Origin of the sequence: Gracilibacillus caseinilyticus (genome assembly GCF_022919115.1) — a bacterium.
Classification (GTDB): domain Bacteria; phylum Bacillota; class Bacilli; order Bacillales; family Amphibacillaceae; genus Gracilibacillus; species Gracilibacillus caseinilyticus.
In genome coordinates this window covers 1,415,262-1,428,493 of the sequence record NZ_CP095072.1, presented here as the reverse complement: position 1 = coordinate 1,428,493, position 13,232 = coordinate 1,415,262, and the positions used below count along the sequence as shown (strand labels likewise).

General features: G+C 35.6%; 14 protein-coding genes and 2 pseudogenes. 3 read left to right on the top strand and 13 right to left on the bottom strand.

Annotated features, from left to right (window positions below; translation table 11 throughout):
• The first annotated feature begins 1,207 nt into the window (after positions 1–1,207).
• On the top strand, positions 1,208–1,357 hold the full coding sequence (locus MUN88_RS06955) for a dihydrofolate reductase family protein (protein WP_244722623.1): 150 nt from the start codon (positions 1,208–1,210) through the stop codon (positions 1,355–1,357).
• 572 nt (positions 1,358–1,929) lie between these two features.
• Here MUN88_RS06955 and MUN88_RS21835 read toward each other — a convergent pair.
• The 9 genes and pseudogenes from MUN88_RS21835 to sspO form a co-directional block, all read right to left on the bottom strand.
• Positions 1,930–2,138 (bottom strand): annotated as a pseudogene (locus MUN88_RS21835) (MmcQ/YjbR family DNA-binding protein); the annotation flags it as partial.
• A gap of 121 nt (positions 2,139–2,259) precedes the next feature.
• A complete protein-coding gene (locus MUN88_RS06950) occupies positions 2,260–2,466 on the bottom strand; it encodes an LbetaH domain-containing protein (RefSeq protein ID WP_244722622.1) in 207 nt (68 codons plus the stop codon).
• 298 nt (positions 2,467–2,764) lie between these two features.
• A complete protein-coding gene (locus MUN88_RS21830; RefSeq protein ID WP_369809982.1) occupies positions 2,765–2,845 on the bottom strand; it encodes a maltose acetyltransferase domain-containing protein in 81 nt (26 codons plus the stop codon).
• 151 nt (positions 2,846–2,996) lie between these two features.
• Entirely contained in the window at positions 2,997–3,347 is a 351-nt protein-coding gene (locus MUN88_RS06945) for a VOC family protein (protein ID WP_244722620.1), read from the bottom strand.
• A 164-nt stretch (positions 3,348–3,511) separates the two neighbouring features.
• Positions 3,512–3,604: pseudogene (locus tag MUN88_RS21825) on the bottom strand (tRNA-binding protein); the annotation flags it as partial.
• Between the two features lie 46 nt (positions 3,605–3,650).
• The gene (locus MUN88_RS06940) at positions 3,651–4,109 is read right to left on the bottom strand and encodes a carboxymuconolactone decarboxylase family protein (protein ID WP_244722617.1); all 459 of its coding nucleotides are present in this window, start codon (positions 4,107–4,109) and stop codon (positions 3,651–3,653) included.
• A 98-nt stretch (positions 4,110–4,207) separates the two neighbouring features.
• A complete protein-coding gene (locus MUN88_RS06935; protein WP_369809951.1) occupies positions 4,208–4,807 on the bottom strand; it encodes a sigma factor-like helix-turn-helix DNA-binding protein in 600 nt (199 codons plus the stop codon).
• A 113-nt stretch (positions 4,808–4,920) separates the two neighbouring features.
• Positions 4,921–5,088 (bottom strand): sigma factor, encoded by a 168-nt coding sequence (locus MUN88_RS21820; RefSeq protein ID WP_369809950.1) that lies wholly within the window; start codon positions 5,086–5,088, stop codon positions 4,921–4,923.
• A gap of 301 nt (positions 5,089–5,389) precedes the next feature.
• Positions 5,390–5,545, bottom strand: a complete 156-nt coding sequence (gene sspO, locus MUN88_RS06930; protein WP_244722614.1) for a small acid-soluble spore protein SspO — start codon at positions 5,543–5,545, stop codon at positions 5,390–5,392.
• Between the two features lie 806 nt (positions 5,546–6,351).
• On the opposite strand from sspO, the gene MUN88_RS06925 reads away from it, so the two are divergent.
• Positions 6,352–7,457, top strand: a protein-coding gene (locus MUN88_RS06925; protein WP_244717177.1) for an IS3 family transposase whose coding sequence is annotated in 2 segments (ribosomal slippage) — positions 6,352–6,601 and positions 6,601–7,457 — 1,107 coding nt in all. Because the reading frame shifts where the segments join, the coding sequence is not laid out codon by codon here.
• Between the two features lie 192 nt (positions 7,458–7,649).
• Here MUN88_RS06925 and MUN88_RS06920 read toward each other — a convergent pair.
• Both MUN88_RS06920 and MUN88_RS06915 read right to left on the bottom strand, forming a co-directional pair.
• Positions 7,650–8,042 carry a hypothetical protein gene (locus MUN88_RS06920; RefSeq protein ID WP_244722611.1) on the bottom strand — a complete coding sequence of 131 codons (393 nt, stop codon included), beginning with the start codon at positions 8,040–8,042 and terminating at the stop codon, positions 7,650–7,652.
• Positions 8,043–8,607: 565 nt separating this feature from the next.
• Positions 8,608–10,407, bottom strand: a complete 1,800-nt coding sequence (locus MUN88_RS06915) for an ABC transporter substrate-binding protein (RefSeq protein ID WP_244722602.1) — start codon at positions 10,405–10,407, stop codon at positions 8,608–8,610.
• Positions 10,408–10,550: 143 nt separating this feature from the next.
• Between MUN88_RS06915 and MUN88_RS06910 the strand changes: the two genes are divergently transcribed.
• Positions 10,551–11,462 carry a DMT family transporter gene (locus MUN88_RS06910; RefSeq protein ID WP_244722600.1) on the top strand — a complete coding sequence of 304 codons (912 nt, stop codon included), beginning with the start codon at positions 10,551–10,553 and terminating at the stop codon, positions 11,460–11,462.
• Positions 11,463–11,851: 389 nt separating this feature from the next.
• Here MUN88_RS06910 and MUN88_RS06905 read toward each other — a convergent pair whose 3' ends face one another.
• Both MUN88_RS06905 and MUN88_RS06900 read right to left on the bottom strand, forming a co-directional pair.
• The gene (locus MUN88_RS06905) at positions 11,852–12,226 is read right to left on the bottom strand and encodes an SDR family oxidoreductase (RefSeq protein ID WP_244722597.1); all 375 of its coding nucleotides are present in this window, start codon (positions 12,224–12,226) and stop codon (positions 11,852–11,854) included.
• Between the two features lie 380 nt (positions 12,227–12,606).
• On the bottom strand, positions 12,607–13,227 hold the full coding sequence (locus MUN88_RS06900) for a DUF4352 domain-containing protein (RefSeq protein ID WP_244722594.1): 621 nt from the start codon (positions 13,225–13,227) through the stop codon (positions 12,607–12,609).
• Positions 13,228–13,232: the final 5 nt, after the last annotated feature.

Sequence of the window (13,232 nt, the reverse complement as noted above, 5' to 3'; positions counted from 1 at the left end):
GATTTCAATGACAATGCGACTATTTCGTTTTTTCCTTACATAAACACACAAAAAAACTGCGGGGATACCGCAGTTTTTTACATTCACAAAATCCGTGTAATATGCACAATAAAATAAGCCATAAAATACAGCTATTTGCTTGCTATTACGCGCTTTCTAAATGCTCTGTAGGTATCTTCATAGGTCTTAGAATAAAACATAACAAAAGACAAGGATATTATGGATATAATTTCCTTCTGCTATCGTCTTTATTCTGTTAGATATTTTTCCTATTTAGAACCTACCGCACTCACAAAAAGCACCTCTTTAATTTATAGTTACTTTCATTGAAATCTAATTTAGTGATTTTATCATATCATGTGTTTATAAAAAAGTAAATTCTATTGTGGATGAAAGAAATGAACTCCGTTTTCCTAAGAGATTAGATTTCATGATTTCTGGTGAAAGACTGACGATACGCGATGGATCGAGGCATCAACTATAATGGATCCAAAATTAACAAAAGAGATCATTAGTGACAAAAATGAAATCATTATTGTCAAAACGTTTTCGATATCCATAGGCCCCACCTCCCATCCTGGGAAGTCTCCCAACGAGACTAACGACCGGACAACAGTGTGCGACCCCTCATATGAAGTCAATCTATTGTGGCATCTATTCTATCATATATGTCAATTTAATTTGTAGAGCTGTCGTCAGGATTTTGCGGGGTTAGAATGGTAAGAATGCAAAACTGTATTGTTCCAAAAAATGCGCCCCGATAATTGAATATGAATAAAAAGCTCTTTTAAAAGGAAAGTGAGTTACAAAACTCATCTACAATCTGTTTTTTTATTTCTTCTACGATAAACTGCTATGGATAAGTAGACACCCGGGTCTGTTTCGAGTACGGTGGTTGGGCAGAAAGCGGAAACGGTCCAGCTATGATGAAAGTGCAAAGTAAATACATGAGCACTTCGTGGACCCTCCTGGTAGGTCGCATCACCTATAATGCTTTGAAAAAGGCGTGGGCAAATCCTTCAAAGGATTCTTCTATCTCCAAAGCACTTAACAATGTAGATAAATTTGTTGCTTCTAATACACTGGATGAACCATTGTCCTGGGAAAATTCCTACTAAAGGGAGAAGCTACTGAAACCGTCGCCAATCTCAAGAAGGGTCATAATAAAACGTTAGTGGTTTTTGGGAGTGGAAAGTTGGTATAATCATTGATGCAATCTAATTTAATCGGCGAGTACGTACTGCAGATTCACCCACTGGTACTTGGTAAAGGACACCGCTTATTCCCTGGCAATAGTGCGACTTTACACTCCAATCTAGTCGAGTCAGTAACTGACGGATACACGTTGTCATCATAGTAACGTATCGGAAGGATCCAGAGCAGTAAAGAACGCCCTGCAAATAAAAACCACCAGTGAAGGGGTGGTTTTTATTTTTCATGTTTATCAGTTCTGGCTATTACCCCTATGCTATTTTGATTTCGGAATTAACAGTATCGAAAAAAAAGGAATTAAACTATTGTATATAACCACCATTAAGATTGTGATCTTCCAACTAGAAGTACTGTATGAATGATTAAGGCTATTCATATAAACACCTATATAAAAGATGACAGGAAATAAATAAAGGATGGATATAAGTATATTTATGATTTTAATATGAAACCCTTTTACTGCAATCATGGTAAAAAGAAGTGCTAATAAAGAATTAATATGTACATAGAGTAAGTCATTCGTTGAAACAGGAATACTTTGAACAGAGCCAGCTATAAACAAATGCATACATGTTAGAACGCTACAAATTAGTCCGACTAATAAACTCAATGTTAAAAAGACATACTTTATAGCTTCTTTCAACGTCATCCCTTCCTCCGTTTTAATCTGCCCGTTTTTGGCACAGGTAAAAGGATCGTAGTGAAAACAACTCTCTATCATTCCTTGGTTAAATAAAAACTTTGCTCAATCAAGTGATAAATGTCCCCCTCTGGATCGGTACGATGTAAAACAAGTGAAACCCAATTTTCTTTATCCATATGATATCAGGTAAAATATCTTTACCATTTCTTAAACCGTCACTGATTTCAGGGGGACATTTTACATTCAGAATATCTATTTCATCATTGCCTTCTAGTCCCAATTTTGGTTTTCTTTGACGTGTTGGAAAATCTAATCTCTTGTTATCATAGGGAATAGTTCCTCCTTGGCATTTACTGAAACAGATAATGCAAAGACCTTTGAGACCTGTTTGTATTAATAATATTTTAATATAAATCCTCTTCCTCAATTCTCATGTCTTTATAATAGTACTTCATGTCATTCTCATTGATTTTCCGCATTACCTTGCAAGGGCTTCCTATTGCGATTACGTTATCTGGAATATCCTTGGTTACTACACTGCCAGCACCGATTACTGTATTCGCCCCAATACGCACTCCAGGTATGATAGGCACCTGCACCAATCCAAACATTTTCCTCAATTACCACCGGCAGGTTAAACTGTGCTGCTTTCCTCCGCAATTCTGGATGAATCGGATGAGTTCCGGCGTCAATCGTCACATTGGGACCAAATAATACATTATTACCAATGTAAATATCGGTGTCATCTACCAATGTCAGGTTAAAATTGGCATAGACATCATTTCCTACATGTGTATGTCGTCCCCAGTTTGCATGAAGCGGTGGTTCAATATATACGTTGGTTCCTATTTCGGCAAAAAGTTTAGATATAGTTTCCTTTTCTCTACTTCGGAAGGTCTTGTATGGTTATCATATAACACCTACCAGACATTGCATCTGTTCTTTCATTAAAGTTTCATCATTACAGAAATATAATTTTCCGTTTTTCATTTTTTCCCTGATTGACATCTATACTCACACTCCTAGTTTTTTGAATGCTACATCTGTTACTATCTTCATTTCAGCATATTCTACATGTTATCATGAAACAATCTGGGCCGCTTCTTAGAAAAACAAGGCATTCGCCTGTCCACGCATTCATTTATAGATGGATTAAAATATTGATAAGCTTCCCGAACGGATCTCTAACGAAGAATCGCCGTACACTCCATGGTTCGTTGGCTGGTCCATATTCAATTGGGATTCCCGCTTTTTTAATGCGATCCAGTGCATGATCAAGATCATCCACTTCAATAGACAAATCAGGTACTGGTGTCCCGGAACCACCTTCAGAAAGGAAATTAATTTGAGTGTTCATTTTTTCATGAGATCCGTAGGTTGCGATAAAATCAAGATTCATCAATGGATCAAGCCCAAGTACATCCCCATAGAAGTACCTTGCCTTGGTCATATCCTTTGTTTCCACATTGGCTACAATTCGTTTGACTTTCATTCTTATCATCCCTCCTGCTATTAATTTCTACAACCATGACAAATAATCCTTGTTAACTAGCTAATTTCCATTTGAAATCTTAGGTCTTTTTCGCAAAGAAAGAGTGAAATTCCAGATTAGTGCCTGTTTGTTGTTCAAAGAATAATTTCCTTATGCAATTGGCTTTGTGCCGAGGATTGCTTAAAGCCAAGCTCATCAAAATCCAGTTTCAATTTTATAGCAGGTTTTCGTGCTTCAGGAAATGGTTCCGCTCCTATTCCTGAATAAGGAGCGCACCCTGTATATTTATTCTTAAGAAATTATTTATTTTCCAGTAGGTTTATAGTCTCCTGGTAGTAGATTGGACGAAATGGCTAATCGGTTCCAACCGTTAATCGTGATGATGATGGTTACGAGATCGATAAATTGTTTTTCATCAAAATGATGTCGAACCCGTCTATACAGCTCATCTGGTACACCGTTTTCCGAGATGGCTGTAACTGCTTCCGTTAATTCTAATGCAATCCTTTCCGACTCAAGATAAAATGGTGATTCACGCCAAGCATGTAAACAATAAATTCTTTGTTCGGTTTCACCCATGGCTCTGGCATCCTTGGTGTGCATATCCAAGCAAAAAGCACAGCCATTGATTTGTGACGCACGAATTTTAATCAACTCGATTAATTTCATATCAATCCCTGTTGTTTTCTTGTACTCCTCCAATTGTCTCATTAATTTGACAACTTCCTGATTTGTCTGCATGAAGTTAAAGCGTTGTTCCATGTTTTTTCGCCTCCATTTAATGATTTTGTAGCTTTCACTAATAAGACAAAACAGAGGATTGATTTGTGACATAAAAATAGAGAGCCTCTATGAAGCTCTCAGTCTATCCTATATGCAGAAACAGCAATATGATTCAGTTTCTCCGGATTTGAAACAATATAAATGCTCTGGATATTTTTTTGTTTTGAATCTAATGCAAAGCAGATGACCCTGACAGGATGGCCGTCTCTTGTCTGCAAGATTCCTTTTTGGCTATTAACCATGACCGGAAAGAGTCCTCCATGGAAACTTCCTCTAGCGGAAACTCCTTTAAGGTAGGCAGATACGCGCTGTTTGTTTACAATTGGATATATCGCAGAAATCACCCTTCCTCCACCGTCATTAACCAGTACAACATCTTCTGTAAGAATATCGATAAAATCCTCAAAGTCTCCGGTCATTGATGCTTCTATAAATGTCTTTGCCAGGAAATCGACATGCTCTGTATTCTCCGTGTGACCATGTAGATCATTCGGCAATTTCTGCTTAGCACGGCTGTAGATCTTTCTACAATTCGCTTCCGTTTTTTCCAGCAACATGGCAATATCTCCGTAATGATAAGAGAATGCTTCTCTAAGAACAAATACTGCTCTTTCCACAGGTGACAGTTGACCCAATAACACGAGAAAGGCATATGAAACGGTTTCATCTTTTATCACCTTATCTAAAGGCTGTTCTGATTGGTTTACCTGTGGCTCAGGTAACCATGGCCCTGTGTATATTTCTCTTCTATTACGAGCTGATTTTAAAAAGTTCAGACAGCGATTTGTCGTTATTTTGCAAGATATGCCTTCACGTCTTTCATTTGATCCGTGTCAACCTTAAGCTGCAGGAATAAATCATGAACGATATCTTCGGCGTCAGTAACGGATCCAAGCATTCGGTAGGCAATGGAGAATAGAAACGGTTGATATGTCTTATATAATGTATCCAAATCCATCACTCGCTTCACCTGCTTTCCATTATATCTATCCTTTAGTTTATATGATTTTTGGGATTGGAGTCTATGCGTTCTAAACTCTTATTTAAGAATGTTAAACTGTTACTAAGATATACTTGAAGTTTCCAATTTGTTTTTTGAATAAAATGAGAATATGAACACTCGTGCTTACAGAATTTAACCACATCCTCCTCGTATTTCCCCACCAAAAAACAGTATGATTTGCACTGCCTTCACCTACAGTACAAATCATACCTTTTGTTTTATTGTGTCCCTATTCTCGCTGGTAATTACGGATATATTACTGACCTTTTTTCGTCTTCTTGTTGTTCGCTCTTTCAGCCGGAGTCAGCGGCTCATTGGCAAATTCATGATCAAATTGCTGGGGCAAATCTTTGCGGACAGCCTGCTCATCACTCGTAGTACTTCCCTGCTTTCCTCTTCGCTCTTTACCCATCCTTATCACCTCCACGCAGTAATAGTCTGGCTCAATCATCGCGAATTATGCTCAATTGTTAGCGTCTTCAGTGCGGGAGGAAATTCATTATTGTGTTCGCAATTTGTTTTTAAAATGAATATCATCAACCATTACCTACTAGAAGAAGCTTTCTTATTCGATTACTGCGCCCTTTTCTGGAACATTTTGGTTTTAATTTCCTTACTCCTATGGATTTTTTAGCATACTTTTTAAGGTGTTGATTTAGAATAAAGTTTGATTAGGGGTCAGGAAAATGCGGATTAACAACGCTAAGGAAATCCAGATATGAAACAAGTCTAATTTCTCGATAGTATAAGTGAGAAATTAGGCTTTGATTACTTCCATTAACGCCCCTTATAGTTGAAGAAGGTTGCCTTCTTAGCATGAGAGAGCTTTTCCTGTTCCATCTATAGGTAGCTATCATTTTAAATTGGAATATAGTGGATGACCCTCTGAATAGGCAATTGTCCACACAGAGGGTCTGGCTCCCTATATGATAACTTTCCATCCGTTATACATTCTGATGGTAGCACAGTACGATTAATCTAAGAAAAGTGAAATAAGACTCCTATTTCTAAAATAGAAGTCTTATTTTATTGATCTCAACTAATTTTTGTGTGGCTAGAAGTCTCACAGTTGCATTTTCATTTGAAAAGATGGACAAATATACATCTAATTGTATTATACAGCCTCTGAATATTGGATAGGTTACACTTAGTTGGACAAATTCGTTAAGGTCATATAGACTTAGTTAATTAAAATTAATTCGGTGAGGAGAAATCATTATGGCCAAACGAGAAAGAAGAAGTTTTTCCAAAGAATTTAAAGAACAAATTGCTCAGTTATATGCTTCTGGAAAGCCCCGTTCTGAAATTATTAAAGAATACGAGCTGACGCCATCTACCTTTGATAAGTGGGTTCACCAACATAAATCAACTGGATCGTTTGAAGAGAAGGACAATAGATCGCCAGAACAGGAAGAGTTAATCAGGCTTCGGAAAGAGAATCAAAAACTTTCAATGGAAAATGATATTTTAAAGCAAGCCGCGCTGATCATGGGACGAAAGTAGAGGTGATTCGTAATAACAGTCACAAATACTCGGTATCAGCAATGTGCACCGTCCTACAAATCTCTAGAAGTACGTATTATTACGAAGCAAAAATCCGAGATAATCAGAATGAAGAATTAACAGCTTTAATTGTTGAAATCTTTAAAAACAGTCGCAATATATACGGTCAGAGAAAAATCAAAAAGGAACTCCTAAAGCTAGGATGGAAGGTCTCACGTCGCCGAATTAGCCGAATAATGAAAGAGCAAGGACTCGTTTCTAAGTACACAGTAGCTCAATTTAAGCCTAGAAAAACAACAGTTAATGAATCTGAAGTTGGAAATACACTTAATAGAGAATTCAATCCAGATAAAGAATTAAAAGTAGTTGTGAGTGATTTAACATACGTTCGAGTAAACCAAAAATGGCACTACATCTGTGTTTTAATAGACTTATATAATCGTGAAATTATTGGCTACAGCGCTGGTCCTAATAAGAGTGCTGAGCTAGTTCACCGTGCCTTTTCGACAGTGAAGTATAATCTAAATCGCCTCGAATTATTCCATACTGACCGAGGAAGCGAGTTTAAAAATAAACTGATAGATGAAGCATTAGAAACGTTTAGTATTGAAAGATCGCTAAGCGAAAAAGGAACACCCTATGATAATGCCGTTGCCGAGGCAACGTTTAAAACGATTAAGACAGAATTCGCTAGTGGCAGCGTTTTTACTAGTCAACAAGAACTTGATCTTGAATTATTTGATTATGTGAATTGGTTTAATAATATTCGTATTCATGGATCTTTAGATTATTTAACACCAGCTGAATACAAACAAGAATAGACCTTTAAAAATTTGTTCAGTTTAGTGTTGACATTCCATATTCCTCTTTCATGAAAGATGAGTCACTTTAATTCTGTTTAACCCTTTCATTGTTTCAGTTGAATTTAGAGGGTGGGAATACGTCACATACATTTATGTTGTAAGGTATCCAACATTATGCTGCAAATAAAATATTTACTATTTCGATATATGTTACCATTCCACCCTAAAAGATATCTTTCCCTTAATTTGATTACTTGGGTTATGAACTTTTGCTACATCTCCGTGATACGTTCCTGCTGCCATATTAGTAAATGTCGTCCAATTCTTATCATCGTAGACAACTAGTTTGTATATAGTACAACCTCCACCAACTCTACACAAACGCACTTTCAACCAATCGTTATAATGCCCCCATTGTCCCCAATCGTTAATGAAAACTGTTACATCTTGCCCACTTCTTGCTTTAAAAGTTCCATCCCAATATCCGTCTCCGGTCGCAAACCATTGATAATTAGATGCAGCTTTAGTTTCTGACGGAAAAGCTGATGAAACCAAAATAATGATGATCGGAATAATTAACAGCGAACACACTTTTTTAAACAAATTACCAACTCCCTGTAAATTTTACATACACTGCTAATCTATTCGTTATCTTTACAAAATGCTACAGACAAATATGTAGTGGATAAACAATTGTAGAGCTGGCGTCAGGATTATGCCGGTTTTACAGCGGTAAGAATGCAAACCCTGTTATATCAACCTAATTTAAGAATAAGGATATACAAAAAGGGAGTTGCTTCCACATATATCACCTCTAGATTAATTTTCTTGGAGAATATAAGTTTGATGCCAATAGATGACCAGCTAATTCCCTCGACCATTAAATAAAATTTAAACCGATAACATTTAGCCAAATTCCTTAACGTACAAGAATTTGGCTTTAATTATGGCGAAATTTGCTTTGCGTATGTTATCAAGACCTAAATCGAAAAAAGTCAAAAAAATAAAAGTTGATAAATTTTGTACATGACTAATATGTACAAACCTTTTAATTTTTGCTCAACAAACGCGCCCGATTGTGACATATTATTAATATTCTATTGCATAGTATCGTTGTACTGCGCAGCAAAAAAACATCGTTACTTAACTCCAATAGTAATTTTGCAAATTATTTATGGTATGACCCTAGTTGTTTTCTGTAAAATAAATCCTTGAAGGGGACCAATCCAATGGTACTTAGAGACACTCCCAGTAAATTTTTATCATATAGAGCTTTTTGGAAAGTCCAGTACAAGGGAATAGTAATGCAACTTTCACATAATAACGTATCAACTTTTTTTAATTCTTCTATTCTATTTTGCATTTCTTCTTTTTGGAAAACATTATCCAAATTTCTTTGTATAATCGCTTTATTCTCTTGATCAATAAGGTTATATATGACTCCTGTTTGAGATTCAACTAAATTATAGAGTGAAATTTCTTCCGATTCCTCGGTCACAAATTCCGAAAGAACTAGGTCAGCATCTTTTACATTATCTATAAAGGCGGAAAAAGGAAGCTGTTTGGTTTCAATTTTAATCCCGTGTTTATTACACTCTTTTTGTATCCATTTTACATCCTCTCTATGTGGTGAAAGGTCATATGTCAATAAGGTTAGTGGTTCCTTTATGATATTATCATAAGGTTCATGACCATACTTTCCAGCCTGAGAAGAAGAATGTTGTTTGATAAAGGAATTGGCATGTTCATACCTTGGATAACCTAGATCGTTTACCATTTTCGTTTTGTTTAGTATTGCTGACAATTTTCTTCTCATGCCCTCATTCGTTCGTATTTTTTCTCTATTCATATTCCACATGAGATACTTTACAGATAATCTTCTTCTTTCAATATATTCTAGTTCACTATTATTATCTTTCATGGTTGTAAAAGGAATGTAAAAAATCGAATCCCGATTAATATCATCATTTATATTAAGATACTTTTCGATAGATGGCAGTATAAAAATATCAATCTCATCAATGTGTGCTCGTTCTTGAAAATATTCATGATGGACTGAGAGTTTAAGAAAATTCGATTCGTGTTCTTTAATTCTGTAAGGACCTGTCCCTATGGGGAATTTAGAAAACTCATCAATTGACTTGTTAGCATAATTATTAGGTACAATTGAACATTTCGGTGAAGTAATAAGAAGAAGCCAGTGAAAAGAGCTCTTGGTAAATGTAAATTGTACCACGTACTTCCCGAAACATTTAATCGTATCCAAGTCTTTAACGATCCAATTAGATGGCGTTTTCTTTAATCTTTCAAAAGTAAATCTAACATCCTCTGCTTCAAGACGTTTTGAATGATGAAACGAAACACCCTTTCTTATATAAAACGTGAATGTCTTTCCATCACGATCTATCTCCCAAAGATGAGAAAGACTTGGTTCTATTTCCTCTTTTTCTTCGTTATATGTTACTAACGTATTAAACATTTGCTTTACTAAATGTCTTTCTGTTTGCCTTTCCACTTGTGAGGGGTCTAAAGAGTAAAGAGACCGAAAATATGGTATTTTTAAATACTCACTTTCGTCTTCAACATTACGGGATAACTTAGAATAAGTACCAAAAAGCTGATTAATACATGTATTGATCAGTTGATGACTTTCATTTAATTGAGTATCATGCTCTAGTATAGAAATGAGTCGTTCAATATCTTCTGTTTTTGAAGAATACTTTTCATGCTTCTCAAACATTTCTTCCAGCGTTTTAAAAAAAGTGATATTTGTTGTATTTCCTCTTCCTTTTCCTCTAATAACCTTAATCCACTTTTCAGCTTCCATTTTATTTAGGATATGAATAACATTCCGCTCCGAACAAGCTAACTCTTTGCTAATAGCATGTCTTGTTACACTCGTTGGACTATCTCTCTTGATTTCAGCAAATCTAATAAAAAGTCTAATATAATATTCGATTAACCTCATTGGAAGACCTCCGATTTAAAAGGTGAAATAATTATTATTAATTTACACTTTTTATTCTCCTTTTATCAAATATAATCAATATATGTAATCAAAGTATCTAATTTGACCATTAAATAGCAAAAAATGATTGGATGGTGAAAATAATGAGTGATATTCAAAAAGGACATCTCTATAATATGCTTTCCGTTTTAATGTTAGGGGTAGGACCTCTATTGTCGAAGTTTGGACTGCTGCAAATTTCCCCTTCTAAAGCAGCGTTAATAAATGTACTAACAATTATAACTGCCTCTGTATTATTAGGACTATTTACGAAGAATTATGTAAAATTTTATTTTGAAAAAAATATTATACTGTTAGCTGTATTTAACTCTTTAGGAATCATTTTTCTATTTCTAAGTATTGATTTACTTTCGCCAGTGGAAATTGGTTTTCTAGGAAGATTCTATACGGTGTTTGCTGTAATTTTATCCGTATTTTTTTTGAATGAAAAGTTTTCTAGAAAAGAATTGTTTTTCATTACTTTTGCTATTCTTGGTACTTTTCTGTTTGTTGATACTGGGGGGGATTACACGAATAATTTAATTGGTAGTCTTTTCGCTCTTTTATATACATTCTTCTTTGCATTAACAAATATATTTATAAAAAAAACGCTGTCTAAACAAAAGAGTTCTAACTCCATCATGTTCACTAATAACAGTATTTCATTGCTTTTTGTCATTTTTTACACATTAATCATGTGGGAACTTTTTGATGGAAATTATTCATTCAAAGGAATTGGATTTTTAGTCTTATCAACACTTTTAGGAGGATTCCTTGGAACACTATTGTTATACGAAGCATTAAAGTATTTACGATTTTCTATTGCTAATGTTACTAGAGCCTTCAGTCCATTGTTACTTGCGGTTATTTCTTACCCCTTCTTCCCAATTGAGATAACAGTTAAAAATACATTAGGTGCCATAATATTGATAATCTCCATTCTATTACTGTCCATGGGAGATAAGAAGGAGAAGGCAAATGGAAAAATCACTGAAACTTCTAAAAACACACAATAAAAACACTTTACAACAATCATCATTTAAAAATTAGACCACCTCAAAGGGGGGCAAGGGAGGGGATCTATTTTCTGATAAACTCCCCATATCACTATAAGAAAAGTCACATCAAACATTCTTTTAAAAAAGAAAGTATTTGTTGCGCAGTATAAAGTCAAATACGACAAAGACGATCACCCTTAAAGAGTGATCGTCTTAACTGAATTGTATTAGTTACCAGTATCGTTGTACAGAGCAATAAATAATTTTTAGGTAACACAGTTTCCCTCTTCACGTGTCCCCCCATTTCGTAAGAGTTCTATATTGTCATAGATTCTCTCCTTGATGTCAACATCATTGTTAGAGTAAAAATCGGATTAAAACTAGCGAACATGAGCTTGCACAGCGTCTTAGATTGGCGTCGATCCCGTATTAAGTTCATGAATCTGCTTACTAATACGGGGTTCATGAAGTAAAGCAACGAGCGTTTCAGCGACATCAGCACGAGCTATATGATCGTGAAACTCGGCCGGCCCCAGGGAGACAGTGCCAATCCCTGGATCGTCAACGAGCAAAGACGGCCGTAAAATTATCCAATCTAGTCCACTCCGAGTAAGCTCGATATCTGCTTTCTTCTTCATAGAAAAGTAATACTCTTCCTCGTCACTGAGGTTTCGTTCCCGCCAAGCCTCTGGGATTACTTCTCGACTCTCTTTTTGTCCGATTGAACCGCACTGTACGATTAAATAATTTCTCTCATTGAACCTGACTTTTTCTTTTGCCACATTAAAATTCCCCTTGTACCACCGATTATATGCTTTCTTAAATGATTAGAAAAACTCGGCATTCACCTCGTCTATTAGCGAGTACCGAAGTTTTTCTTATACTTGGTACATTCTAAATTTTCACTACTTCGTGCATCTTCATTGCTAAAATTTTATACTTTCCTACCGTATAAAAAAACCGGTTCCATTTACGTTTAGGAACCGGTATTCAAATCTGGCTTATGAAGCTAACGCAACAGTTTGTTACATATAGTCATGCACTTTATTTTATATATAGTAACTCTTATAATCTATATCTTGATTTATGTTCTCAAACTCTTTTATAAAGACAGGTTCGTGTTCAGTTTGCCACCCATACGCATATATCTCAGGCTCCGTATTTATTCCGCCTCATCTTCTGTAAATTCAAATGAAATGGTATTTGCATTAGCTGAGGAGTCACCACTAATTAATGAATAAGAAGTACCAGTAGGCGAATCATATAATAACACTCCTGTCTGAGATTCATTAGGTGGTATTTCACCTGGCCATTCTTCTGCCACACCTTCTATGTAGAACCAAGGTAAACCGCCGACATTTTCATTTTCTAAACTAAGGCTTAATCCATCTTCAGCAATAACTGGCACTTCGCTTAGGTTTTTAAGTGTTACGTTCACAATAACATAGTTACCTTCCTCACTAGGCTGGTCTCCCGCAGTATCCGAAATCTCAACAGAATTTAATGTGATTTCAAATTCTCGTATAATATCCTGATAACCATACTTATAATGAGCCGTGTCGCCAATAGATAACCCAAGCTGATCTTCAGGCAAATCAAGGTCTCCGAATAAACTCTCGCTATTATCATTTGCCTCTTTATCTTCAATTTCTGAAGATGCAGTCGTGGTTTCTTCTGGATCAGTAGTTTCGCTTACCTCTTCATCTTCTGCTGAATTACTGCAAGCGCTGATAAACAGAATACTGATAAATAATGCTGATACTAATATAATTTTATTCTTCAACTATA

Bases quoted from the DNA above. Each gene is read 5' to 3' on its own strand.
- MUN88_RS21820 (WP_369809950.1), bottom strand. From the start codon at position 5,088: ATGGATTTGGATACATTATATAAGACATATCAACCGTTTCTATTCTCC.
- MUN88_RS06945 (WP_244722620.1), bottom strand. From the start codon at position 3,347: ATGAAAGTCAAACGAATTGTAGCCAATGTGGAAACAAAGGATATGACC.
- MUN88_RS21830 (WP_369809982.1), bottom strand. From the start codon at position 2,845: ATGAAAAACGGAAAATTATATTTCTGTAATGATGAAACTTTAATGAAA.
- MUN88_RS06950 (WP_244722622.1), bottom strand. From the start codon at position 2,466: ATGTTTGGATTGGTGCAGGTGCCTATCATACCTGGAGTGCGTATTGGG.
- MUN88_RS06910 (WP_244722600.1), top strand. From the start codon at position 10,551: ATGAGTGATATTCAAAAAGGACATCTCTATAATATGCTTTCCGTTTTA.
- MUN88_RS06915 (WP_244722602.1), bottom strand. From the start codon at position 10,407: ATGAGGTTAATCGAATATTATATTAGACTTTTTATTAGATTTGCTGAA.
- MUN88_RS06940 (WP_244722617.1), bottom strand. From the start codon at position 4,109: ATGGAACAACGCTTTAACTTCATGCAGACAAATCAGGAAGTTGTCAAA.
- sspO (WP_244722614.1), bottom strand. From the start codon at position 5,545: ATGGGTAAAGAGCGAAGAGGAAAGCAGGGAAGTACTACGAGTGATGAG.